We start from the raw sequence: 23865 nt of genomic DNA on the forward strand, positions 1-23865 counted from the left end.
TTAGGGAATAAATAAGGAAATGATACCAACTAGCGGATCAACAGCTAAGAATTATAGTATGTCGTTTGTATGGTAGCAGCAAAGAAAGGTTGGAATAAAAAATGAAAATATTATTTATTGGTGACGTTGTCGGTTCTCCTGGAAGAGGTATGGTCAGTGAGTACCTACCAAGGTTAAAAGAAAAATATAAGCCAAGTATAACGATTATAAATGGAGAGAATGCAGCGGCGGGAAAAGGAATTACAGAAAAGATTTATAAGCAATTCCTGCAGGCGGGAGCCCAAATAATTACCATGGGGAATCATACATGGGATAAAAAAGAAATTTTTGAGTTTATTGACCAAGCACCAGCTATGATTCGTCCAGCAAATTTTCCAGAGAATAATCCAGGAAAAGGTATTGTTTATACGAACATTAATGGAAAAGAAATTGCGGTGATTAATTTGCAAGGAAGAACATTCCTTCCACCAATCGATGATCCATTCGAAAAAGCAGATCAATTAGTTGAAGAGGCCAAAAAAAGAACAAATACTATTTTTGTAGACTTTCACGGGGAAGCAACGAGTGAAAAACAAGCAATTGGATGGTATTTAGATGGAAGAGTAACGGCCGTTGTTGGTACGCACACACATACACAAACTGCAGACGAGCGAATATTACCAAAAGGAACTGCATATATATCAGATGTGGGGATGACAGGACCGTATGATGCAATATTAGGTGTAGAGAAGGAATCCGTTATTAAAAGATTTCAAACTTCCCTTCCAGTACGTTTTGAAATTGAAAAAAAGGGAAGAACACAATTAAATGGAGTATTTATTAGTACGGACGATTCGACTGGTAAAGCAGTAAAAATTGAAAGGATACTCATTAATGACGATCACCCCTTCTTTGCATAATATTTGCTAGTACACAGTCGAACAAGGTATACATCTCCAGGAGAAATAGTAGCAATAAAAGTATAAATAGCACATGAGGAGGTACTAGGGATGGAAGTTTTAAAAGTTTCAGCAAAATCAAATCCAAACTCAGTTGCAGGAGCTTTGGCAAATGTACTTAGGGAACGAGGTACTGCTGAAATTCAAGCGATTGGTGCAGGAGCACTAAATCAATCCGTCAAAGCAGTTGCTATAGCTCGGGGGTTTGTAGCACCCAGTGGGGTCGATTTAATCTGTATACCGGCATTTACAGATATTTTAATTGATAATGAGGAACGTACAGCAATTAAGTTGATTATTGAACCGAGATAAAGGTTTCTTTGAGTGCTTGTTCAAAACGGTAAGAAACTTTTGAACAATCTGCTCGGACTGGATAGAAGCACGCCTGTTCTCAAATTAACTGGAAATTTAGCAATTATTTCTTCATCAACCAGAAAAAATCCCTTTTTTCAACTATGGAAAAAAGGGATTTTTTTGATGTTTCCAGCCTTGAGTATTGTACTATTTTTATGTAGGCTTTATACTGTAAGATAGTGCATCAATACATATGAATCAACGAAAGAAAGGGGATTCGCCTGATGAATGAAGAGCAGCGTAAACAACAGGCCCAGATTCGTAGCGAAGAAGCAAATATTGAACGAATTAAAAATACATCTAGTGAAGAATTAATTGCTAAATATTTTCATGCGGAGTACGAGCCGCAATCTCCAGATATAAAGAAAGCGAGAAAGCGTCGCAAGGAAGATATTCAGTTTCATTATGATTTCTCTATCCCGGAGGATATGCAACGAATTGGAGAAGGCAAAAAATTTCTGATACGTACTTACGGCTGTCAAATGAATGAGCATGATACAGAGGTGATGGCTGGTATTTTATCCGAGATGGGCTATGAATCTACATCTGTTACAGAAGAAGCGGATATTATTCTGCTTAATACGTGCGCCATTCGTGAAAATGCAGAAAATAAAGTGTTTGGGGAAATTGGCCATTTAAAACCATTAAAACTGGAAAAGCCGGATCTTATTATTGGTGTCTGTGGTTGTATGTCACAAGAAGAATCTGTAGTAGACCGGATTTTGAAAAAACACCAACATATCGATTTAATTTTTGGAACACACAACATTCACCGTCTTCCGCACCTAGTGAAGGAAGCAATGTTTGGCAAAGAAATGATTGTAGAAGTGTGGTCTAAAGAGGGCGACATTATTGAGAACCTTCCCAAAGCTCGTAAAGGAAAAATCAAGGCATGGGTTAATATTATGTATGGATGCGATAAGTTCTGCACGTACTGTATTGTACCAATGACACGAGGAAAGGAGCGCAGCCGTCGTCCTCAAGATATTATTCAGGAAATCCGTCATCTTGTAGCACAAGGTTATAAAGAAGTGACGCTCCTTGGTCAAAACGTGAATGCATATGGTAAAGACTTTGAAGATATCGAATACGGTTTAGGAGATTTAATGAATGATATTCATAAAATTGATATTCCGCGTGTTCGATTTACGACATCTCATCCTCGCGATTTTGATGATCGTTTGATTGAGGTTTTAGCACAAGGCGGCAACTTGCTCGACCATATACATTTACCAGTACAGTCTGGCAGCAGTGAAATACTGAAGAAAATGAATCGCAAATATACACGAGAAGATTATTTAGAATTAGTTCGGAAAATCCGTGAAGCGATGCCTCATGCAACATTGACAACGGACATTATTGTCGGCTTCCCAAATGAAACGGAAGAGCAGTTTGAAGAAACAATGACATTAGTGGAAGAAGTTGGCTTTGAAGCAGCTTATACCTTTATCTATTCACCGCGTGAAGGTACACCAGCTGCAAGAAAGAAAGATGATGTCCCGGAAGAAGTGAAAAAACAACGCTTATACCGTTTAAATGAACTAGTCAATAAGCAAGCAGCAGAGTCTATGAAGACTTATCAAGGTAAAGTTGTGAAGGTACTTGTTGAAGGGGAAAGCAAGAAAGATCCCGATGTCCTTGCTGGATATACAGAACGAAATAAATTGGTAAACTTCAAAGGACCAAAATCTGTAATTGGCCAAATTGTTGACGTAGAAATCACGGAAACGAAGACATGGTCATTGAATGGTGTCATGGTTAAGAATAGAGTGGAGGTGGAATAAGATGGCAATGTATACACGAAAAGAAGTACTCGATGAAGCTAGAAAATTAGCGAGCATGCTCGGCAATACAGAAGAAATTGAGCGATTTAAGCAAGTAGAAGCAAAATTAAATGAAAATAAAAAGGTTCAAAATTTGATTCAAAAAATAAAAACCTTGCAGAAACAAGCAGTTAACTTCCAAGCGTATGATAAAAAAGAAGCATTGCATCGTATAGAGCAGGAACTTGATCGTCTACAAAATGAAATTGATGAAATTCCTATTGTTCAAGAGTTTAAAGAAACACAGATTGTGGTGAATGATGTGTTACAGCTTGTTTCCAAAACAATCTCACGCAAAGTGACAAATGATATTATTGAATCTACAGGCGGCGATGTGCTAAAAGGAGAAACAGGTTCAAAAACTAAAAATAGTTCTAGCTGCGCACATTAGAAGCTGTGACCAAATAAAATTTACATTTGATCACTATATTAAAGCCGGGCAATGATTTGTCTGGCTTTTTGCTATAATTACAATTAAAAACGCAATAGAGAGAACATATTCGATTTCTTGTTCTATTTAAGGACATAGCCTATTTTTGGATTACCACGAAATCAAACGTTGAATGTAATGAATAAATATGGTTATGAATAGAGCTAGCTTTTTTCCATAACGGTCGCTTATATCAAATTTTCACCCGATTTGTCATTGATGAAGCATCCCATTTTTAATAAATCATTAAAAAAAATCCTTACAATCTGTTCTTACCATGTGCTTTTCTTTTTTCTTAGCAATAGTTATGCACTTTAGGTATTTGCCTTGCATAAAATGACTATGAAAAAAGAGGAGGTAAATTGTATCATGACTTTTCTTAATAAAGAATATAGAGAAATCATTACGAAAGCAGTTTGCGGTAAAGGCAGAAAATTCACCAAAGATACGCATACCATAAAGCCGAGCCACCGTCCAACTAGTATTCTTGGATGCTGGGTGATTAACCATTTGTACCACGCAAAGAAGAAGTCTGAGGATACTGTAATTATAAGTGGCAGTTATGATATTAACGTATGGTATTCTTACAATGACAACACAAAAACAGAGGTTGTTACAGAGAGGGTGGAATATACTGATTTAGTTCCTTTATCTGTGAAGGATGAAAATTGTATTAACGACGAATACGATATTATCGCGAAAGTACTTCAACAACCTAATTGTTTAGAGTGTGTGATTTCAGACAAAGGCGGAAATGTGTCCGTTGAAATTGAGCGTGAATTTGTAGTTCAAATTATAGGAGAAACAAAGATATTTGTGAAAGTAAAACCGAATTGGAAGAGCGACGAGGAAGAAGACGATGTAATCTGGGATTATGAAATGACAGATGATGAAGCAGAGGATATTCGTCCGGACTTTATTCATCATCATCGAAAGGATTAAATGTATGCGAGGGTAGCTATTACTCTCGTTTTCTTTTTGAAACACAACAGGACAAGGATGCCATAGAATATGCTATAATGTAATTCCATCCATCTTAAAAGAGATGAGTAAGAATAAAGGGTTAACACCAAAATCAATGGTTGAAATATATGAATAAATACGATAGTGAAAACTAACTAGCGACGGTTTTCGATGGGACGAGTAATCGCAGTCCCAGAGGAAAAATACGGAGACTCCTGTGGGAATGCGCAGTGATCTTCGGTGGGGCGAGTAATCGCAGTCCCAGTGTGAAGACCCCGCAGAAAAAGTGGTCTTCTTTTTTCTACCACAGGCATAAGTGCGACTATGCTTCTGTCTGCGCCTGCCGGCTTGACAGTCAGCAAGTCTTCTTTAAAGGAGGCTGAGGACAAGCCCACGGAAAGCGTAGTGTTTTTCCACAGCGGTCGCCTTTATCAATTTAAGCTTAGTTTGTCAAACATGGGTTTTGATGAAAAACCAGAATAAAAATATAAAAAAGTTATATAGATAATTTTAGTAAGCTGGAGGAAACTTTTCATGGCCAAATTAACACCAATGATGCAACAATACATAGAGATAAAATCCCAATATAAGGATGCTTTTTTATTTTACAGACTCGGCGACTTTTACGAATTATTTTATGAAGATGCAACGAAGGCTGCCGGGGAGTTAGAAATCACTTTAACAAAGCGTGCAGGTGGAAATGAACCAATCCCAATGTGCGGAGTGCCTTACCATTCTGCAGAAAACTATATCAAAATATTAATTGATAAAGGGTACAAAGTAGCAATCTGTGAACAAGTTGAGGATCCCAAAACAGCTAAAGGTGTTGTAAAACGAGAAGTAGTTCAAATGATTACACCTGGAACAGTTATGGAGAGTAACATGCTCGTTGAGGGAGAAAATAATTATATTGGCAGTTTGTCCCATTTTGAGGATGGGTCATTTGTAATTGCTTATAATGATTTATCCACGGGGGAGAACCGCCTTGCTTTGCTAGAAGACGGCTGGGACAGTGTGATACATGAATTTTATCATCAGCCAGTAAAAGAAATCGTGATTTCCTCGAATCTGCCTGAAGAAATGCAAACGCAGCTTCGCGAGCGATTACAGGTTACATTATCTTATCAGGATGAAGTAAATTTCAATGCAGAATTTCGTGATTTAAGTGAGAACTTAAATGAAGAACGATTGATGAAGGCATTTAGCAGGCTATTAAATTATATTCAAAGCACTCAAAAGCGCTCATTAGATCACCTGCAGCCGGCAGAAGTGATCGAATTAAAGCAATATATGAGCTTAGATATGTACTCAAAGCGTAATTTAGAGCTGACTGAATCCATTATGAAAAAATCAAAACACGGCAGCTTGTTATGGGTCCTGGATAAAACTGTCACAGCCATGGGAGCAAGAATGCTAAAAAAATGGTTGGAGCGTCCTTTACTAAACCAAACCAAAATTAATCGCCGCCTAGAGGTCGTCCAAACTTTCCTAAATGCTTTTATGGAAAGAGAAAGTTTACGAGAAAGTTTAAAATCAGTATATGACTTAGAGCGCTTATCTGGGAGAATTGCATTTGGTAATGTGAATGCCCGCGATTTAATACAATTAAAACAGTCCTTACAGAGGATACCTGCGATAAAAGAAACACTTGAACAGCTTGACGTTCCGGAAGTAACGGATTTAGCAAATTCATTAATTTACCCCGATTATATCGTAGATCTTTTAGAAAAAAGTTTAGCAGAGGAGCCCCCGCTTTCTATCAAGGAAGGGGCGCTGATTAAAGAAGGCTATCATGAAGAATTAGATAAATATCGAGACGCTTCCAAGAATGGAAAGCAATGGATTGCATCCTTAGAGCAAAAAGAACGGGAATTAACTGGCATTAAGTCGCTTAAAATCGGATATAACCGTGTATTTGGTTATTACATTGAAGTTACAAAAGCAAACCTGCATTTGTTAAGTGATGATCGATATGATCGTAAACAAACACTTGCTAATGCAGAGCGATTTATTACGCCAGAATTAAAAGAAAAAGAAACCCTTATATTAGAGGCGGAAGAGAAAAGTGTCGAATTGGAATATGACTTATTTATTCAAATCAGAGAACGTATAAAGCAAGATATTCCAATCATTCAGCAACTAGCACAAATTATAAGCGAGATTGATGTATTACAAGGCTTTGCCACAATTAGTGAAGAAAATAATTATAAGCGTCCTAGCTTTCAAAAGGGGGTTTTCTCTGTAGAAGGAGGCCGGCATCCAGTTGTGGAGCAAGTTATGAAAAACGGGACGTATGTACCTAATGATGTGCAGTTAGATCAGGATAATCAGATGCTTCTTATTACCGGGCCCAATATGTCTGGGAAGAGTACGTATATGCGCCAAGCAGCACTTATTGCGATTATGGGGCAAACAGGTTGCTTTATTCCAGCTGAATCGGGGATACTGCCTATCTTTGATCAAATTTTTACCAGAATTGGCGCAGCAGATGATTTAGTTTCTGGACAAAGTACATTTATGGTAGAGATGCTTGAAGCTCGACATGCCATTCAACATGCCACAGAAAATAGTTTAATATTATTAGATGAAATTGGCCGTGGAACGAGCACGTATGATGGGATGGCTTTAGCTCAGGCAATAGTAGAATATATCCATGACCACATTGGTGCGAAAACACTTTTTTCAACGCATTACCATGAATTGACAGCGTTAGAGTCCTCATTGATACATTTAAAAAATATCCATGTCCGTGCAGAAGAACATGAGGGGAATGTTGTCTTTCTTCATCAGATTAAAGAAGGTGCAGCAGATCAAAGCTATGGAATTCATGTAGCTAAGCTTGCTGATTTGCCAGATGAATTAATAAGCCGTGCATCCGTTATTCTAGAAGGGTTGGAGAGCAGCGACACAAAAGAGAATAATAAAGAGCCAGAAAAAGGACCAGAACCGTTGCCTGCATTGGAAGAATCCCAATCAGACCAATTATCCTTCTTTGTGGAAGAGGGTAAGAAAGAAACGGATTCTGCGAAATTAAATAATAAAGAAAGTGCAGCCATAGACGAGCTAAAAAGCTTAAATATATTGGAAATGAATCCATTAGAGGCTATGAATGAGCTATATCGCCTGCAAAAACAGCTAAAGTGAAACTGCGAGAAAGCAACACGGAATAGGAAGGTGATAACATGCCGATAATTCAAATGCCAGATAGTTTAGCAAATAAAATAGCAGCAGGTGAAGTAGTAGAACGCCCAGCATCCGTTGTAAAAGAAATTCTTGAAAATAGTATTGACGCGGGCTCTAGCTGGATACGGATTGATATTCAAGAAGCCGGGTTAACCGAAATCCGCATTGTAGATAATGGTTCTGGCATTGCAGCGGATGATGTGGAAAAAGCTTTTCTTCCCCACGCGACCAGTAAAATCAGTACAGAAACGGATTTATTTCATGTTAAAACACTTGGTTTTCGTGGAGAGGCATTAGCAAGTATTGCTTCAGTAAGCAGACTCTCCATTCAAAGCTCTGAAGGAGATAAAGCAGGTGTATCACTTGAGTTAGAAGGCGGAGAAATTATTAAAAGAGGTAAAAGTGACGCCCGCCAAGGTACTGAAATTGTTGTCCGGGACTTATTTTTCAATACGCCAGCACGTTTAAAATATATGAAGAGCTTGCATACGGAACTTGGACATATAACAGATGTTTTAAATCGGATGGCACTAGCCCACCCGGAAGTTAGGATAGAAGCGACGCATAATGGAAAAGGATTATTGAAAACTTCTGGAAATAACGATATGCTGCAAGTCATTTCTCAAGTTTATGGAATGAGTGTTGCTAAGCAAATGTCACCGGTTGAGTACAGCACATTAGACTTCTCCATTACTGGTTATATTGCGAAGCCTGAAGTAACGAGAGCCTCAAGAAACTATATGTCGACGATTATCAACGGCAGATTCGTTCGCAATGTCGCTTTAAACAAAGCTATTATAGAAGGTTATCATACGTTATTACCAATAGGTCGTTCACCAATTGTTGTCCTTTCTATTGAGATGGATTCCATTCTTGTGGATGTGAATGTGCATCCGGCCAAGCTGGAAGTTCGTTTTAGTAAAGAAAAAGAGTTATATACAGCTGTTAAAGATATGATTCAGTCCCATTTTCGTAAAATCACACTAATACCAGAAGTGACGAAAAAACCAGCTGCTAAAGAAAAATCGGAACAGCGCAGTTTTCAATTTGAAACGCAGCCTAGCAATATTTATAAGGAAAAAGAAACCGAAGAAAAACCCGAAGAATATGTGAGGCCAGCGCCTGTTATCCGAGAAAGCAATCATTATCAAGAATCGAATCCAACTTCTTTGGTTCATAAACAAGATAATCGCCCGGGTGCAGACCTTGATGAAGAAGAGGCAATCTCACATGTGGAAGAAACAATAACGGAAGAATCTAGAATAGAATCTGTTCAACAACAAGAACAGCCACGTGTACCAATGATGCATCCAATTGGCCAATTACAAGGAACCTATATTATGGCACAAAATGAAAATGGGTTATACATGGTGGATCAGCATGCAGCGCAGGAACGTGTCAAATATGAATTCTTTAAAAGAAAACTCGGCAAACCAATTAATGAATCACAGGAGCTTTTAATACCGATGACATTTGACTTTTCTAAAAAAGAAGCTATCTTTATAGAAGAGGCAAAGGAATCGTTAGAAAAAGTTGGATTATTTTTTGAGCCTTTTGGCAATCAGACCTATGTAATACGTTCACATCCGACTTGGTTCCCGACAGGTTTTGAAGAAGAAATCATTCGTGAAATGGTGGACCAGTTTATTCAAGATTCAACGATTAATGTAGAAAAAATACGTGAAGAAGCCGCTATATTGATGTCTTGTAAGAGATCAATCAAGGCAAATCATTATCTAACGACGGATGAAATGTTTCAGTTACTTGAAGATTTACGTAATACGACGGATCCTTTTACATGCCCGCATGGAAGACCAATTATTGTTCATTTTTCCACGTATGAATTAGAAAAGATGTTTAAACGTATTATGTAGAGTGAATCATAAAAAATGTTGATGTTGAGGAAGATTTTAATGAAGAAAAAAGTAATTTCCATAGTAGGACCAACTGCAGTCGGCAAAACAGCATTAGGAATTGCAGCTGCAAAAAAGTTTAATGGAGAAATTATCAGTGGTGATTCAACACAGGTGTACATTGGGATGGATATAGGAACGGCAAAAGTCACACCAGAAGAAACAGGGGGCATTCCCCATCATATGATTGATATTATCCATCCAGATGAGCCCTTCTCGGTTGCGGATTTCCAACAGCATGTAAAGTCACATATTGAAGCAATTCATCAGAGAGGGAAATTGCCCATTATCGTTGGAGGAAGCGGATTGTATATCCAATCTGTTTTATTCGATTATCATTTTTCCGAGCAGCGACGTGATAGAGAACTGACGGAGCAATTATTTCAACAAATTGAATCAGAGGGACCTGAAAATCTATATAAACGCTTAAAGCAGATTGATCCTGAACAAGCTAAAAAAGTCCACCCGAATAATCACCGTCGTCTTGTACGGGCGATAGAAGTGTATGAGCTAACCGGATTAACCATGACAGAATATCAAAAAGAACAGCAGGCAGAATCACCTTATGATCCGTTTATTATTGGATTAGATATGGAGCGGGCAGCGCTATACGACCGGATTAACCGTCGAGTAGACCAAATGATCGAACAGGGATTAATCCAAGAAGTCCAGTCGCTTATTGCGGAAGGTTACAAGGATAGTCAGTCGATGCATGCGATAGGTTACAAGGAGATTGTTGCCTATTTAGAAAATCGCTTATCTAAAACGGATGCGATTGATGCTGTTAAGCAGAATTCAAGAAAGTATGCGAAAAGGCAGTTGACTTGGTTTCGTAATAAATTAGACGTGAATTGGTATTGTTTGACGGAGAAAGAAGCATTTCAACAAATGCAATTAATTTTAAATGATTTAGCAGGATTTTTGCAACGAGAAAGCGAATAAAGATGTATAGATAGAAAAGAGGAGGAACTCATTATGGCTCAACCCGTAAATATTCAAGATCAATATTTAAATCAATTACGAAAAAACCATATATTTGTAACGGTTTTTTTAACAAATGGTTTTCAATTGAGAGGAATCATAAAAGCATTTGATAACTTTACCGTGCTTATCGAAACAGATGGCAAACAACAACTTATCTTCAAACATGCAATCTCCACATTTTCTCCAACTAAAAATGTAGAAATTGAAAAAGAATAGAGAGTAAGGAAAAAGAGAAAAGGGTAAATGGGCACTATATCTGCTTACATTTACCCTTTTTGTATAACATATTGCTATATTTAATACAATAATAATGTTATATTTTTCCCTTATAATTACCCTCTTTAACTTAATAACAAGGCTTTTTTGAAATTATATAGATTTAAAAATTAGAATGGAGTGTTTTTAATGAATCCATTGGTTAAAAAGATTGATACAGTATTCATTCAGGTGAGTAATTTGGAAAATTCATTAGACTGGTATAAACAAATTTTTAATCTTGAAATTGATTTTAAAGAAGATTACTATCTTGTATTAAAAATTGGTGAAACGCCCCTTACATTAATCCAAACAGAAAACATTACAACAAATAAATTAAACCATGCAATATTGTATTTTTATTCTAAAAACATAGAAGGTATATTTGATATTATAAAAAATAATACTGAACATTATACGGAAATTAAATTTGAAGACGGAGTCCATTTTTTTGAGTTTAAAGACAATAATGGTAACCCTTTAGGAATATGCTCGTATTAATGGCTTCATTGATATTATTAAACTTACTTATAGTAAATTAAGAGTACCTATAAAATACTGGTAATAAAAAAAACAATATTATACGACTGTTTCAGAGTAGGATGTAGATTAAGCTTTATAAACGAGCTCAATTGCATTTTGATGATAGTATGGCTAAGTTTATTAGCACTTAAAAATGTCAACTAGAGACACATTTTCTAATGTATTTCACTGCTGAACTCCCAAAAGGTTAAATAACTTTTTTGTTGCTTTTTTGAACAGGGGACTTTTATTTACACATCAAAAAAGAACGGTGTTATGGGGAGACGTGACCTTTTACGACACCGCAATTTCATCATCTCTCAAAAATTATTTAGTCTTAATATCCATATAAAAAGAAACGGCGTATTGGAAAAATGATATAAAGTATGCAAAAAATGCTTCAAGTGAAAAACCTTTACTTGAAGCATTCGAAGAGGTACTTGAGTTATTTTATAATCAATCCCAATATTTAAAGTGATGGATGCTCATTCCGATAGTACTCATGAAATACTTTCATCAATGCCCGTTTTTCAATACGGGATACATAGCTTCTGGAGATATTTAATTTCTTTGCTATTTCCCGCTGTGTCATTTCCTCCTGATCGTTTAAACCATAACGATACACAATGACTTCACGTTCCCGGCTGTCCAAGATGGAGAAGTACTGTTCAATCTTGGAAATCTCCATATTTAATTGAATATACTCAATAACATTTTCATTCTCTGCTTCCAATATATCGATTAAGCTGATTTCATTTCCTTCTTTATCCTGGCCGATTGGGTCATGTAATGAAACATCTTTCTTCACCTTTTTTAAGGCCCTTAAGTGCATCAATATTTCATTCTCTACACAGCGTGCAGCGTACGTTGCTAATTTTGTTCCTTTTCCAGTAGAAAAGCTTTCGACGCCTTTAATTAAACCAATGGTTCCAATAGAGATTAGATCTTCCATATCTTCCCCGGTGTTTTCAAATTTTTTAACTAAGTGAGCTACGAGACGGAGATTATGTTCAATTAATTTATTTCTGGCTTCTTCATCTCCTTCCTGCATCAATTGGATGTATTTTGCTTCTTCCTTTGGGGATAGTGGCTGGGGAAAAGATTGATTCTTTACATAAGAGACAAAAAATAAAGCTTCTTTAATAAATATTCCAAGTGCAGATAGTATCATGGACAAATCCCATCACCTCCAAGAGTCAGCGTATCTAAATCTTCTAGGTAATTGCCTATAGCCTATTCTTATGTACGGAAGAGGCAAAATGTGTCTGTCCAGAAATAATACGGTGGCTTAAAGGAAAATAAATTTTATTTAAGAAGTAATTTGCAATTTCGCTGTATCATATTTTCAAACAAAAAGCTCAGATTTTCTTGGTTACCAAGAATCAATCTGAGCTTTTAATTATTTTATTTCGATTGTTTACTATCTTGTTCATACATTTCTTTTAAGTCATCGGTTATTGTGTTTTTTTCAAGTCTTACACCATTACGATAGGCAGACCTTGTAATCATTAAGCTAGCTACTGGAGCCGTCAAGAATAAGAATAAAATAGCCAATAAAATTTTGGCATTCATAACGCCTTGCGATAAAAAGTGAATAAACACTGCAAGCATAATAAAAACAACACCCAAGGTTGCACTCTTACCAGAAGCATGGGCTCGGCTATAGACATCTTTTAATCTTACAATGCCAATTGCGCTGACTACTGCAAAGAATACACCAAGAATCACAAAAATAGCTACAATTGTATCAATCATCGTGTTCAATGACAACACCTCTTTCTAGGAATTTCGAGAGGCTCAAGGTCCCGACAAACCCTAAAATAGTCAGTACGAGAACAATGTCAGAGAATACGGATGTATCCTGTAAAATCATTATTATCCCTATAAAGCCGACAAGCAGAACACCAATAGCATCTAAAGCCAGAATTCTGTCCTGCGTAGAGGGGCCCTTAACCACACGGATAAACAACAGTAAAAGTGCTATGGAGAGTGCACTTAATGCCACAATTAAAACTGTATCAAACATTATTTCGTCACCTCCATAATTGCTTTTTCAAAAGAGTTCTGAATCCCTTTAATCATTTCTTCTTTATCTGGAACATCAATAGCATGCACGTAAATGGTCTTGTTGTCTGCCGAGAAATCCATTGAAACTGTTCCAGGGGTTAGAGTAATCAATGCTGCCAGTAGAGAAATCTCAAAGTCTGATTCTAAACGAGTTCTAACAGCAATAATTCCTGGCTGGTGATCTTGTTTTGGTTTTAATACTACTTTAACGACATCAATGTTTGCTTTAATTAATTCAACCGTAAATAGATATATTAATTTAACAATAGCCCAGACTCTGTTTAAATAAAAATCAAACTTAAGGAACCGGCGTATGATAAACAAGATTAAGACGCCTATAACGTATCCGGAAATAAAACTTACGACTGTATACTCGTTTTGTAAAAACATCCAGAGTACCGCGAGAAAAACATTAATTAATATTTGAAAAGGCATAGCAACTACTCCTTCAGCACAGATTCAATATAGTTTGTAGGATTCAAAATATCTTTTGCAACTTCCATGGAATAATTGAAAATAGGTTCAGCTCCAAAACCTAAAATAATGGTCAGTGCAACCAAAGGCAAGATAGGCAGTAAAAGTTTCCCTACTGAAATTTTTGCCTGTTCTGCACTATGTTTTTGTTTGCCCCAAAAGGTATGGCTGAAAATTTTCATCATAGTAATTAATGTAAGTAAACCTACCAGCAAGGCCACTGCGGAAATCACATACTGCTGTTCCTGAAAACCTGCTAATATAAGTGAAAATTTACTAAAGAACCCGCTCAGCGGCGGAATACCCGCCAAAGAAATTGCTGTGATAAAGAACATCCAAGTAAGCCAAGGGTGAGTACCAAGGAGTCCTCCCATTTTCTTTAAATCAGTCGTTCCAGTAATCTTTTGAACAGCACCAGCAAATAAGAATAATGCAGGCTCTACAATCATATGATGCGTGATATAGTATACCGCTCCGGCAATGGCAAGCGGAGTGAAAATTCCTAAGCCCATTACCATAAAACTGACCTGACTTATAATTAGATAAGAAAGAATTCGTTTGAAATCCGATTGTGCTAACGCTCCAAGAATACCAATTATCATTGTAATACCGGCAATCGTAACAATAACCCCTTTATGCATAAAGGCGATATCGTGATTAAAAATTAACGTAAAGGTACGGATAATTGCATAGATTCCTACCTTCGTTAAAAGTCCACCGAATAATGCTGCGATTGCCGCAGGAGGCCCATAATAAGATTTTGGAAGCCAGAAATAAAGAGGGAACAAAGCACCCTTGGAGGCAAAAACGATAAACAGCATAATCGCTACAATATTTAACGCACCTTTTTGGTCAAGCTCTGCAACACGCTCGGCAATGTGAGCCATATTCATTGTTCCAGTAATGGAATAAATCCAAGCAATTGCAACAATGAAAAGGGCGGAAGCAAAAATGTTGATAATCACATATTTAAAAGACTCTCTTAATTGATAAGCGGTTCCTCCATGGACAATCAGTCCATAGGAAGAAATCAGCATGACTTCAAAAAACACAAAGAGATTAAATAAATCACCCGTTAAAAAGGAACCATTTACGCCAATCATTAAGAAAAGATAAAGCGGATAGAAAAACTGTTTTTCCCTATCCTGGGCAACAGTCTGAAATGCAAAAAACATACAAACCGTACCAACCAAAGTAGATAAGAGCACCATCAAAGTGGAGAGTAAATCCGCAACAATGACAATCCCAAATGGTGCTTCCCACCCACCAACTTCCAATACAATCGTTCCGTGTTGATACACATATATTGCTAGGAAAACGGAAAGAGCAAGCAGAGCAAGCATTGTGATTCCGCTTATTACACGCTGGATCGTGTGTCTTTTATATAGAAGTATAAGTATAGCGCCGATTATAAAAGGTACAACAATCGGCAGAATAATTACATTACTCATCAGCAGAACCCCTCAAATTTTCTAAATCATCTGTTTTATGCACTTTATAGGTACGATAAGCCATCACTAACAAGATAGCAGTCACACCAAAACTAATCACAATCGCTGTCAACACTAAAGCTTGTGGCAGCGGATCGGTGTATGCTTCGGCATCAAAACTTAAAATAGGTGAAGCACCGCGTTGTAATCCGGACATAGTTAATAATAATAGGTGTACACCGTGTGAAAGTAATAATGTTGCTGCGACAACGCGGAGCAGATTTTTAGACATAAACAAATAAATGGTTACGCTAAAAATGATTCCTATTACTATTGCCATTATTAGTTCCATTATTTATCATCCTCCGCAATCGTCAGAATAATTTTAAGTGCGCTGGCCAGAACGACAAAATAAACTCCCAAATCGAACAGCATAGCGGTAGTCAATTCTACTTCTCCCAAAATTGGAATGGTAAAATAGTCAAAGAAATGCTTCAAAAAAGGAAATCCGAAAAGCATGGATGCAACACCTGTCAGACTGGCAAACAATAATCCGATCCCGATAACTTTTACATAATCAAACCGGATGACTGCTTGAATCGTCTTGAAATTGAATGAAAGATACAGAATGAGAATGCCACTTGCAGTCATAAGACCGCCAATAAAACCTCCTCCAGGACCGTTATGACCTGCCAGTAATAAATAGATAGAGAAGGAGAGGACAATAACAATTATCAACCTTGCTAATGTCTGAAGCATCATGTTATTAGGTTTTTGCATCATATATCCTCACTTCCTTTAAATCGTAATTTAATTAAGCTGACAACGGTTAGTACAGCCATGGAAACTACAAGTATTTCCAACATCGTATCCATCCCACGAAAGTCCACTAAAATAACATTTACAATATTATATCCGCCCGCTTCTTCTTTTGAGTTCTCTGTATAGTATTCAGAGATAGAGCTAAAATCGGTATCTTGTCCCATTGAAAATGCTGACAAAGAGCCAAGTGTAATCATCAACCCGAAACCGATGGAGACAATTAATTTTACAATTTTCATTTTTGGCGGTGTCTTCACCTTTTTCAATTTAGGCAAATGATAAAAGACCAGCATAAATAGGATAACGGAGACGGATTCTATAAGCAGCTGCGTCAATGCTAAATCAGGTGCTCTGAATAGAACAAATAGAAGAGCTACGATAAACCCGCTGACACTTGTTGCGATGATCAATGCTATCCGATTGTTTATAAATGGTATTATCACGACGGAACCGACAAATACCAAAAGGATAAGCCACATATAAATTGGAACCGGTGATAAATCAAGTGATTGAATTGCCGGCAGATTATAATGGTACATCGTATAAGCTAGGATAAAAATAATAAATATACTCATATAGATAAAATAATCTCTTAATCTTCCCGTCATCTGGATGCGTGTTATCCATTTTGAACCCGCAATTAAACCGTTATATCCAGAGTCATACACACTGTTGAATATATCTCTTTCCCCGCGGTAAAATGCGGAGTTCTCCCATTTTTTAAACGTTATAAACAGAAGTACACCTAAAATGATAATACCAATTGTCATAAATAGTTCCGGTGTAAAACCATGCCAATGGGAAATATGCACATCAAATACCTCACCAGGTGATATGATACCCGGAGCGATGGCAGCCATAGCAGGCTCAATAATGGAGTATGCTAACAGATTAGGGAAAAGCCCGAAAACAATAACAAGGGCAGCTAGTATAATAGGGCTAATCAGCATACCAACCGGCGCTTCATGAACATGTTTAACTTTTAACTTGCTGAGATTAAGGTCTCCCATAAATGTCCTGGTGAACATGAGAATACAGTATAAAAAGGTAAATACGCTGGCAATCCAAGCGATAACTGGAATGATAATGCCAAGTGTTTCCAAATTGAAAATGCCGTATTCTGTTACGTTAAGCATCCCGGTAAGAAATAGTTCCTTACTTAAAAATCCGTTAAATGGCGGAAGACCTGCCATCGAAGCAAGACCAATAAGAGAAATCGTTGCTGTTATAGGCATAACAGTCATTAAGCCGCCTAATTTTCGAATGTCTCTTGTTCCTGTTTCATGGTCAATGATTCCTGCAGCCATAAAGAGGCTTCCCTTAAAAGTAGCATGGTTAATTAAATGAAATACTGCTGCTAAGATGGCAGTCATGTATAAAGCATTGTCTCCATTTTGAAAATAGAAAGCAGCTGAACCTGTTCCAAGAAGACTCATGATCATACCCAATTGACTGACAGTAGAGTAGGCCAGTATTCCTTTTAAGTCTTTTTGGCGTACAGCAGAGACAGACCCCCATATCAGTGTTACTAAACCTACTGTGGTTATAATCCAGAACCATTCTGGTACACCGCCAAAAACGCCTGTTAATCTGGCAACAAGGTAAATTCCGGCTTTAACCATCGTGGCAGAGTGAAGATAAGCACTGACAGGTGTTGGAGCTTCCATTGCGTCAGGAAGCCAGATGTGGAACGGAAACTGAGCAGATTTGGTAAATGCTCCTAATAAGACAAGTATCATAGCTGGGATAAATAAACTGCTAGCCATGATCATATCAGCATTTGCAATTAGTTCCCTGATACTGAATGTGCCTGCAATAACGTAAAGTAAAGAAAAACCACCGAGCATGGACAATCCGCCAAAAACAGTGATAAACATTGATTTTTGAGCGCCATAAATAGATTTCTCTCTCGTATACCAATAACTGATTAATAAGGAAGAAGCAATACTTGTCACTTCCCAGAAAACATAGATAACGATTAAGTTATCTGATAGGATAACCCCTAGCATAGCACCCATAAACATTAGTAAATAAACATAGAAATTGTTTAGCTTCTCTTTTCGTTTAGACAAATAGTAGATGGAGTAAAGAACTACTAATGCCCCAATCCCAGTAATCAATAATGCAAAAAGCAAGCTTAAACCATCAAGGTATATATCAAAGTTTATACCCAGCGAAGGTACCCAGTTCAGATTATTTAAAATCACTTCTCCGGATGAAGTTCTAGGGATGAATGATAGGAAATAAACGAATAGTACCAGAGGCAGAATTAAAACAAACCAGCCGGTATGTATTCTTTTTAAATACTTATACAAGAATGGAATAAGTACGGCTGCAATAAATGGTGATAAGGCAGCCCAATGTAATAACGTCAACATTAATTCCTCCTTTGACAGTAATTACGAATTCTTTTTAACAAGGAGGTAATATTAAAATACTTTAAATATTCCTTCAGTTAAAAGCATTCGCCATCATTTTTAGTGTTAATAAGGGTTATTCGGTATGATAATGAAGGGGGAATACCATGCTTTTTTGGTTTGTTCTCCATTTCTTTACGATATTTCACTCACTAAAATGAGTGCTACATTAGATTATAACTTATTCAGAAGAAGGATGCATACAAAAAGAATGTGCTTGCCAAAGGTTTAAACTTTTTATTTAAATAGGAAGAAACAGGGGAAAAAACACAAAAAAAAACTTCAATTTTAAAATTGAAGATTTGTAGAAGACAAAATTATACAGATTCTTTGATTTTATGAGTTAGAGATCTTTTATGGATTTCTTCCTCAAACAAAGAAAGAAAATCAGGACTAAGATTTAACGATATAGCAGTATAATACGATTCAAGTAACAGCTCGTCCGATAATGTTTCCACAATGCAACCTCCTCATTCGTAGGCAATAACTTAACTTAATATTAATTTAACATGTATATCTTGTGTTAACAAGCGCTAACTTATCTACATATAGTTGTAGATAAGTTGTGTATAAGAGAGTGAGTAACCTCAATTAGATTTGTTACTGACGCATTCTTATGTTGATAAAGTTATCCACAAACACGAATAAAATCGGAATTTGTCGAACGATTTTTAAAGTTGGAATGCATTTTTTCCGTATACTTGCATAGCTGGCTCATAGCAAGAAGAAAAATGGAAGAATCGCTGTTGTTGGGGTTGACGCCTTTACAATGACAATAATTCTTTGAAACGCTAGTCAGTTGCAGTAGGATTAGGTATAATGTGGTGTAGCATAAAGTTGCTTGACTTGTCTTTCCACGAGCAGCTTCCTCTTTTAATCGGAAAGATAGAAGATGCTAGAGTAAGTCGTTACGAGAGAATAAGTTAATTAATTGGGAAATCTTGAGGTGTGTATATGTTTTCGAAATTCTTGCCGAATAAGCAAATAGATCAAATTTTTGATTTGAAGCCAGAAATGTTAAAAGAGAAAGGAATTAAAGGTATTATAACGGACTTAGATAATACCTTGGTTGCTTGGGATGTGAAGGACGCGACGCCTGATGTCATTAGCTGGTTTAAAACAATGGAAGAGAATGATATAAAAGTAACGATTATATCGAATAATAATCAAGAACGTGTAAAGGTTTTTTCAGAGCCATTGGGAACGCCGTTTGTATTTAGTGCAAAAAAGCCTTTAAGCAGAGCCTTTAAAACCGTTGCAAAGCAAATGGGATTAAAGAAAGAAGAAATCCTAGTGGTTGGAGATCAATTATTAACTGATGTTTTAGGCGGAAATATGGCTGGATTCTATACGGTTTTAGTTGTTCCCGTGGTGCAGACCGATGGTAAAATAACGAAGATTAATCGTATGATTGAAAGAAGGATTTTAAAAAGGCTGGAAAGAAAAGCTAAAATGAACAGGGAGGAATAAGCTTGGAACAACATATTTGTCAAGGATGCGGGAGTATTATCCAAACTGAGCATCCTAATGAACCAGGTTATGCGCCAGTTAGTGCGCTAGATAAAGAAATTATATTATGTAAACGATGTTTTCGCTTAAAGCATTATAACGAGATTCAGGATGTTTCGTTAACAGATGCTGACTTTTTAAAAATGGTCAGTTCGATTCGGGATAGAAATGGTTTAATTGTTCATATCATTGATGTTTTCGATGTGAATGGGACGTTATTAAATAATTTACCTAGAATTACGGGCGATAATCCGATTATCTTGGTAGGGAATAAACTTGATTTATTGCCAAAATCGACGAACGAAAATAAATTGAAACAGTGGCTTCGTCATGAAGCGAGTCAGCTTGGGATTAAGATTCAGGATGTTGTATTAATATCTTCTGTAAAAGGAAAAGGGATAGAGGAGCTAAAGCAGAAAATAGAAGTGCATCGAGGGAATAGAGATGTATTTATCGTTGGTGTCACAAATGTTGGAAAATCAACTTTTATTAATCGTTTAATTAAAGAGACAACGGGAGAAGAGAATGCAATTACGACCTCTTATTTTCCTGGAACAACATTGGGTTTTATTGAAATACCATTAGATGAAGATACATTTCTTGTAGACACACCAGGAATTGTTAATAAACAGCAGATGGCTCATTATGTTTCTGAAAAAGAACTAAAAATGATTACACCAAAAAAAGAAATTAAAGCCAGAGTTTACCAATTAAACCAGCAGCAAACATTATACGTAGGTGGCTTGGTAAGATTAGACTTTATAAAAGGGGATAAACAATCATTTATTTGTTATTTCTCTAATGATTTAACAATCCATCGGACGAAGTTGGAGAATGCTGATGAGTTATATAAGAAACATGCGGGAGAACTGTTATCTCCACCATTTAGCGATCAATTGGAAAATTATCCTTCCCTCGTCGCACACAGTTTTAAAATAGAAAAAGGGAAAATAGACATCGTCTTTCCTGGGTTAGGATGGATTAGCATTCAGGGAGAAGGAGCTACCGTTACTGCACATAGCCCGAAAGGTGTTTCCGTTACAACCAGAAAATCATTTATCTCTGGTCAATAAGCAGATAAAATTAGCAAGGATGATATATGTTATCTATCAATAGTTAGGAGGCATTCCTTTGACTTTAGAATTAAAATTAATTGGGTATCCTATTAAGCATTCTTTGTCACCGTGGATTCAAAATTCATTTCTAGACAGAACAGGAACTGATGGGTCTTATACCTTACATGAAATAGCGGATGTATTAACTTTTGAAGAGGAAATGAAGAAACTCAGAGAAGCGAAAGTGAATGGATTTAACGTAACTGTTCCTTATAAGCAAACAATTATTCCATTTCTTGACCGGCTTGATATTACTGCAGAACAAATAGGAGCAGTCAATACGGTTTCTCTAGAAGGGGAAGAGTGGGTTGGATACAATACAGATGGTATAGGTTATGTACAGGCATTGCGTGATAAGTTTCCGGAGCGAATGAAAGATACAAATGTTCAAATTTTAATACTTGGTGCAGGTGGAGCGGCACGAGGAATTTTCCATGCTCTGTTTCATGAAGATTATAAAGATCTAACCCTTGCTAATCGAACAAAAGCAAAAGGGGAAGATATTGTTGAAGGGACCAGCGCAAGTGTCATTACACTAAAAGAAGCTGAGCGAAATATTGATAGATATGATGTCATTATTCAGACAACTTCTGTAGGAATGAATGAAGCAAAACAAATCATCGATTTAACGGACTTAAAAGAGGGAACAATCGTCAGTGATATTGTCTATCAGCCGCTTGTTACACAGTTTTTAAAACAAGCACAAGAAAAAGGCGGCCATGTTCATTATGGTCATACCATGCTGTTGTATCAAGCGCAAAAGGCATTTGAAATTTGGTCAAATAAAAAGGTGAACATTGAAGGAATGGACGAAGAATTAAGAACACGAATAAAAGGAGACAAATAACATGTTAACAAACAAGCAAAAGCAATTTTTACGAAGTGAAGCTCACTCCATTAAACCCATTTTTCAAGTCGGTAAAGATGGTGTCAATGATAATATGGTAAAACAAATTAGTGAGGCTTTAGAAAGAAGAGAATTAATTAAGGTCAGTATTCTGCAGAATTGTGTGGAAGACAAGCACGCCGTTGCAGAACAAATTTCATCTGGTACCGAATCGGAAGTGGTACAAGTTATTGGGAATACCATTATTTTATATAAGGAATCTGCAGATCATAAAGAAATAAAATTACCATAAAGATGTTCAAAAAGACACAGAAGGTGATTCTTTGAAGAAGATTGGCATTTTAGGCGGGACATTTAACCCGCCCCATATAGGGCATTTATGGATTGCTGAGGAAGTACGTATTCGAAAGCAATTAGATGAAATTTGGTTTGTTCCTACACGGACCCCGCCACATAAAGAAACGGCCGTTCTAGATGCTGCTCATCGCTTAGAAATGCTTCGATTAGCAATACAAGGTAATCCTCATTTTCATATAAATGCTTTAGAACTTGAAAGGGAAGGGAAATCTTACACCTATGATACGGTGAAGGAGCTAACAGCGAAATATCATGAAGACGCCTTTTCTTTTATTATAGGAAGTGATATGGTGGAGTATTTACCAAAATGGTATCGAGTAGATGAGTTAGTGAAAATGGTGCGGTTCATAGGTGTATCAAGGCCAGGATCCGAATTACAAACCACATATCCTATTGATTGTTTAGAAATACATCCATTAGATATTTCCTCTACTTTTATAAGAAATCGATTGGGAGATGGCGAGTTTGTTCGTTATTTGCTTCCGAGCGCGGTGATGAATTATATTAAGGAGAATCGGATTTATGGATATAGAGAAAGTTAAGAGCGATTTACAAGAAAGGCTAACTGAAGCAAGATATGAACATACATTAAGAGTAACAGATACAGCAATGAAACTGGCCGAGACTTTTCATGAATCTACAGAAAAAGTAAGGATTGCTGCTTTATTCCATGATTATTGCAAGTATGATTCTTTAGATGAAATGAAAAAAGAAATTCAATCAAATAGTGTGTTACCAGATTTGTTACTTTCTTACCATCATGAATTATGGCATGGACCCGTTGCGTCGATTCGCATTGAAGAAAAATATGCGGTAACGGACCAAGAAATTAAAGATGCTATTTTCTTCCATACAACAGGAAGAGCGAATATGACAAAACTGGATAAAATTATTTTTCTTGCTGACTATATAGAGCCAGGCAGAGCTTTCCCTGGAGTAGATGAAGTAAGGAATACAGCTAAGACAGATTTAACAAGAGCATGTTATCAGGCTGCAAGAAACACAATCCTATTTTTGATGGAGAAGAATCGTACCGTGTACCCTGCCAGCTTTCATGCTTATAATGATTTAAACCAACAAGTTTTTGGAGGAAATAGAAATGAATACTAAAGAGTTAATTCAAGTAGTTGCAGAAGCCTGTGACGATAAACGAGCAGAAAATATTATAGCGTTAGATATGAATGAAGTATCTTTAGTGGCTGATTATTTTGTAATCTGTCACGGGAGTAATGAACGACAAGTACAAGCAATTGCACGTGCAATAAAAGAAACCGCTGAAGAAAAGGGCAAAGACGTTAAGCGAATGGAAGGCTTTGAAGAGGCTCGCTGGGTTCTTGTAGATATTGGTGATATCGTTTGTCATATCTTCCACAAGGATGAAAGATACTATTATAATTTAGAAAAATTATGGGGCGACGCAGATCGCGTTGCACTAAATATTATACAAGAAGGTTAATCTAAA

26 protein-coding genes are annotated in these 23865 nt (G+C 36.7%); 17 read left to right on the forward strand and 9 right to left on the reverse strand.

Features of this window, described 5'->3' with window-relative positions:
- Window positions 1–101 precede the first annotated feature (101 nt).
- From KI343_RS03065 to KI343_RS03110, 10 genes are all read left to right on the forward strand, one after another.
- Entirely contained in the window at window positions 102–899 is a 798-nt protein-coding gene (locus KI343_RS03065; RefSeq protein ID WP_212924969.1) for a TIGR00282 family metallophosphoesterase, read from the forward strand.
- 90 nt (window positions 900–989) lie between these two features.
- Window positions 990–1250, forward strand: a complete 261-nt coding sequence (locus KI343_RS03070) for a stage V sporulation protein S (RefSeq protein ID WP_042534912.1) — start codon at window positions 990–992, stop codon at window positions 1248–1250.
- Between the two features lie 266 nt (window positions 1251–1516).
- Window positions 1517–3076 (forward strand): tRNA (N6-isopentenyl adenosine(37)-C2)-methylthiotransferase MiaB, encoded by a 1560-nt coding sequence (gene miaB, locus KI343_RS03075; RefSeq protein ID WP_212924970.1) that lies wholly within the window; start codon window positions 1517–1519, stop codon window positions 3074–3076.
- A 1-nt stretch (window position 3077) separates the two neighbouring features.
- Window positions 3078–3506: a YlbF/YmcA family competence regulator gene (locus KI343_RS03080; RefSeq protein ID WP_212924971.1), complete on the forward strand. Its 429-nt coding sequence runs from the start codon at window positions 3078–3080 to the stop codon at window positions 3504–3506.
- A 408-nt stretch (window positions 3507–3914) separates the two neighbouring features.
- On the forward strand, window positions 3915–4487 hold the full coding sequence (locus KI343_RS03085; RefSeq protein ID WP_212924972.1) for an outer spore coat protein CotE: 573 nt from the start codon (window positions 3915–3917) through the stop codon (window positions 4485–4487).
- 555 nt (window positions 4488–5042) lie between these two features.
- Window positions 5043–7652, forward strand: coding sequence for a DNA mismatch repair protein MutS (gene mutS / locus KI343_RS03090; protein WP_212924973.1), 2610 nt, complete (start codon window positions 5043–5045; stop codon window positions 7650–7652).
- Between the two features lie 38 nt (window positions 7653–7690).
- Entirely contained in the window at window positions 7691–9565 is a 1875-nt protein-coding gene (gene mutL, locus KI343_RS03095; protein ID WP_212924974.1) for a DNA mismatch repair endonuclease MutL, read from the forward strand.
- Between the two features lie 39 nt (window positions 9566–9604).
- Window positions 9605–10546 (forward strand): tRNA (adenosine(37)-N6)-dimethylallyltransferase MiaA, encoded by a 942-nt coding sequence (gene miaA / locus KI343_RS03100; protein ID WP_212924975.1) that lies wholly within the window; start codon window positions 9605–9607, stop codon window positions 10544–10546.
- A gap of 33 nt (window positions 10547–10579) precedes the next feature.
- Complete coding sequence (gene hfq, locus KI343_RS03105) at window positions 10580–10804, forward strand: RNA chaperone Hfq (protein WP_212924976.1); 225 nt, start codon at window positions 10580–10582, stop codon at window positions 10802–10804.
- A gap of 189 nt (window positions 10805–10993) precedes the next feature.
- Window positions 10994–11344, forward strand: a complete 351-nt coding sequence (locus tag KI343_RS03110) for a VOC family protein (RefSeq protein ID WP_212924977.1) — start codon at window positions 10994–10996, stop codon at window positions 11342–11344.
- 490 nt (window positions 11345–11834) lie between these two features.
- Here the strand turns inward: KI343_RS03110 and sigK are convergent, their stop codons facing one another.
- The 9 genes from sigK to KI343_RS03155 all read right to left on the reverse strand — a co-directional run bounded on the left by sigK (window position 11835) and on the right by KI343_RS03155 (window position 19033).
- On the reverse strand, window positions 11835–12542 hold the full coding sequence (sigK, locus tag KI343_RS03115; protein WP_212924978.1) for an RNA polymerase sporulation sigma factor SigK: 708 nt from the start codon (window positions 12540–12542) through the stop codon (window positions 11835–11837).
- Between the two features lie 227 nt (window positions 12543–12769).
- On the reverse strand, window positions 12770–13120 hold the full coding sequence (mnhG, locus tag KI343_RS03120) for a monovalent cation/H(+) antiporter subunit G (protein WP_212925040.1): 351 nt from the start codon (window positions 13118–13120) through the stop codon (window positions 12770–12772).
- On the reverse strand, window positions 13113–13391 hold the full coding sequence (locus KI343_RS03125) for a Na(+)/H(+) antiporter subunit F1 (RefSeq protein ID WP_212924979.1): 279 nt from the start codon (window positions 13389–13391) through the stop codon (window positions 13113–13115). The genes mnhG and KI343_RS03125 overlap by 8 nt, the downstream gene beginning before the upstream one ends.
- On the reverse strand, window positions 13391–13867 hold the full coding sequence (locus KI343_RS03130) for a Na+/H+ antiporter subunit E (protein WP_212924980.1): 477 nt from the start codon (window positions 13865–13867) through the stop codon (window positions 13391–13393). The genes KI343_RS03125 and KI343_RS03130 overlap by 1 nt, the downstream gene beginning before the upstream one ends.
- Window positions 13868–13872: 5 nt before the next feature.
- Window positions 13873–15357: a Na+/H+ antiporter subunit D gene (locus tag KI343_RS03135; RefSeq protein WP_212924981.1), complete on the reverse strand. Its 1485-nt coding sequence runs from the start codon at window positions 15355–15357 to the stop codon at window positions 13873–13875.
- Window positions 15350–15688: a Na(+)/H(+) antiporter subunit C gene (locus KI343_RS03140; RefSeq protein ID WP_212924982.1), complete on the reverse strand. Its 339-nt coding sequence runs from the start codon at window positions 15686–15688 to the stop codon at window positions 15350–15352. Before KI343_RS03140 ends, KI343_RS03135 begins: the two co-directional genes overlap by 8 nt.
- Window positions 15688–16116 (reverse strand): Na(+)/H(+) antiporter subunit B, encoded by a 429-nt coding sequence (locus tag KI343_RS03145; RefSeq protein ID WP_374705407.1) that lies wholly within the window; start codon window positions 16114–16116, stop codon window positions 15688–15690. Before KI343_RS03145 ends, KI343_RS03140 begins: the two co-directional genes overlap by 1 nt.
- Window positions 16116–18533: a Na+/H+ antiporter subunit A gene (locus tag KI343_RS03150; RefSeq protein ID WP_212925041.1), complete on the reverse strand. Its 2418-nt coding sequence runs from the start codon at window positions 18531–18533 to the stop codon at window positions 16116–16118. Before KI343_RS03150 ends, KI343_RS03145 begins: the two co-directional genes overlap by 1 nt.
- Window positions 18534–18892: 359 nt before the next feature.
- Window positions 18893–19033 (reverse strand): sporulation histidine kinase inhibitor Sda, encoded by a 141-nt coding sequence (locus KI343_RS03155; RefSeq protein ID WP_212924984.1) that lies wholly within the window; start codon window positions 19031–19033, stop codon window positions 18893–18895.
- Window positions 19034–19529: 496 nt separating this feature from the next.
- Here KI343_RS03155 and KI343_RS03160 point away from each other — a divergent pair, with 496 nt between their 5' ends.
- The 7 genes from KI343_RS03160 to rsfS are packed head-to-tail and all read left to right on the forward strand — an operon-like array spanning window position 19530 to window position 23859.
- The gene (locus tag KI343_RS03160) at window positions 19530–20045 is read left to right on the forward strand and encodes a YqeG family HAD IIIA-type phosphatase (RefSeq protein WP_212924985.1); all 516 of its coding nucleotides are present in this window, start codon (window positions 19530–19532) and stop codon (window positions 20043–20045) included.
- A gap of 2 nt (window positions 20046–20047) precedes the next feature.
- On the forward strand, window positions 20048–21157 hold the full coding sequence (yqeH, locus tag KI343_RS03165) for a ribosome biogenesis GTPase YqeH (RefSeq protein ID WP_212924986.1): 1110 nt from the start codon (window positions 20048–20050) through the stop codon (window positions 21155–21157).
- A 58-nt stretch (window positions 21158–21215) separates the two neighbouring features.
- Window positions 21216–22046, forward strand: coding sequence for a shikimate dehydrogenase (gene aroE, locus KI343_RS03170; protein WP_212924987.1), 831 nt, complete (start codon window positions 21216–21218; stop codon window positions 22044–22046).
- Between the two features lies 1 nt (window position 22047).
- Entirely contained in the window at window positions 22048–22338 is a 291-nt protein-coding gene (yhbY, locus tag KI343_RS03175; RefSeq protein ID WP_212924988.1) for a ribosome assembly RNA-binding protein YhbY, read from the forward strand.
- A gap of 31 nt (window positions 22339–22369) precedes the next feature.
- Window positions 22370–22945 carry a nicotinate-nucleotide adenylyltransferase gene (locus tag KI343_RS03180; RefSeq protein WP_212924989.1) on the forward strand — a complete coding sequence of 192 codons (576 nt, stop codon included), beginning with the start codon at window positions 22370–22372 and terminating at the stop codon, window positions 22943–22945.
- A complete protein-coding gene (gene yqeK / locus KI343_RS03185; protein ID WP_212924990.1) occupies window positions 22926–23513 on the forward strand; it encodes a bis(5'-nucleosyl)-tetraphosphatase (symmetrical) YqeK in 588 nt (195 codons plus the stop codon). Before KI343_RS03180 ends, yqeK begins: the two co-directional genes overlap by 20 nt.
- The gene (gene rsfS / locus KI343_RS03190; RefSeq protein ID WP_212924991.1) at window positions 23503–23859 is read left to right on the forward strand and encodes a ribosome silencing factor; all 357 of its coding nucleotides are present in this window, start codon (window positions 23503–23505) and stop codon (window positions 23857–23859) included. Before yqeK ends, rsfS begins: the two co-directional genes overlap by 11 nt.
- The last annotated feature ends 6 nt before the right edge of the window (window positions 23860–23865 follow it).

Origin of the sequence: Oceanobacillus sp. J11TS1 (assembly GCF_018333215.1) — a bacterium.
Classification (GTDB): domain Bacteria; phylum Bacillota; class Bacilli; order Bacillales; family Amphibacillaceae; genus Oceanobacillus.

Coding starts and splice junctions, on each gene's coding strand:
- KI343_RS03065 (WP_212924969.1), top strand. CDS start 102: ATGAAAATATTATTTATTGGTGACGTTGTCGGTTCTCCTGGAAGAGGT.
- KI343_RS03070 (WP_042534912.1), top strand. CDS start 990: ATGGAAGTTTTAAAAGTTTCAGCAAAATCAAATCCAAACTCAGTTGCA.
- miaB (WP_212924970.1), top strand. CDS start 1,517: ATGAATGAAGAGCAGCGTAAACAACAGGCCCAGATTCGTAGCGAAGAA.
- KI343_RS03080 (WP_212924971.1), top strand. CDS start 3,078: ATGGCAATGTATACACGAAAAGAAGTACTCGATGAAGCTAGAAAATTA.
- KI343_RS03085 (WP_212924972.1), top strand. CDS start 3,915: ATGACTTTTCTTAATAAAGAATATAGAGAAATCATTACGAAAGCAGTT.
- mutS (WP_212924973.1), top strand. CDS start 5,043: ATGGCCAAATTAACACCAATGATGCAACAATACATAGAGATAAAATCC.
- mutL (WP_212924974.1), top strand. CDS start 7,691: ATGCCGATAATTCAAATGCCAGATAGTTTAGCAAATAAAATAGCAGCA.
- miaA (WP_212924975.1), top strand. CDS start 9,605: ATGAAGAAAAAAGTAATTTCCATAGTAGGACCAACTGCAGTCGGCAAA.
- hfq (WP_212924976.1), top strand. CDS start 10,580: ATGGCTCAACCCGTAAATATTCAAGATCAATATTTAAATCAATTACGA.
- KI343_RS03110 (WP_212924977.1), top strand. CDS start 10,994: ATGAATCCATTGGTTAAAAAGATTGATACAGTATTCATTCAGGTGAGT.
- mnhG (WP_212925040.1), bottom strand. CDS start 13,120: ATGATTGATACAATTGTAGCTATTTTTGTGATTCTTGGTGTATTCTTT.
- KI343_RS03125 (WP_212924979.1), bottom strand. CDS start 13,391: ATGTTTGATACAGTTTTAATTGTGGCATTAAGTGCACTCTCCATAGCA.
- KI343_RS03130 (WP_212924980.1), bottom strand. CDS start 13,867: ATGCCTTTTCAAATATTAATTAATGTTTTTCTCGCGGTACTCTGGATG.
- KI343_RS03135 (WP_212924981.1), bottom strand. CDS start 15,357: ATGAGTAATGTAATTATTCTGCCGATTGTTGTACCTTTTATAATCGGC.
- KI343_RS03140 (WP_212924982.1), bottom strand. CDS start 15,688: ATGGAACTAATAATGGCAATAGTAATAGGAATCATTTTTAGCGTAACC.
- KI343_RS03145 (WP_374705407.1), bottom strand. CDS start 16,116: ATGCAAAAACCTAATAACATGATGCTTCAGACATTAGCAAGGTTGATA.
- KI343_RS03160 (WP_212924985.1), top strand. CDS start 19,530: ATGTTTTCGAAATTCTTGCCGAATAAGCAAATAGATCAAATTTTTGAT.
- yhbY (WP_212924988.1), top strand. CDS start 22,048: ATGTTAACAAACAAGCAAAAGCAATTTTTACGAAGTGAAGCTCACTCC.
- yqeK (WP_212924990.1), top strand. CDS start 22,926: ATGGATATAGAGAAAGTTAAGAGCGATTTACAAGAAAGGCTAACTGAA.
- rsfS (WP_212924991.1), top strand. CDS start 23,503: ATGAATACTAAAGAGTTAATTCAAGTAGTTGCAGAAGCCTGTGACGAT.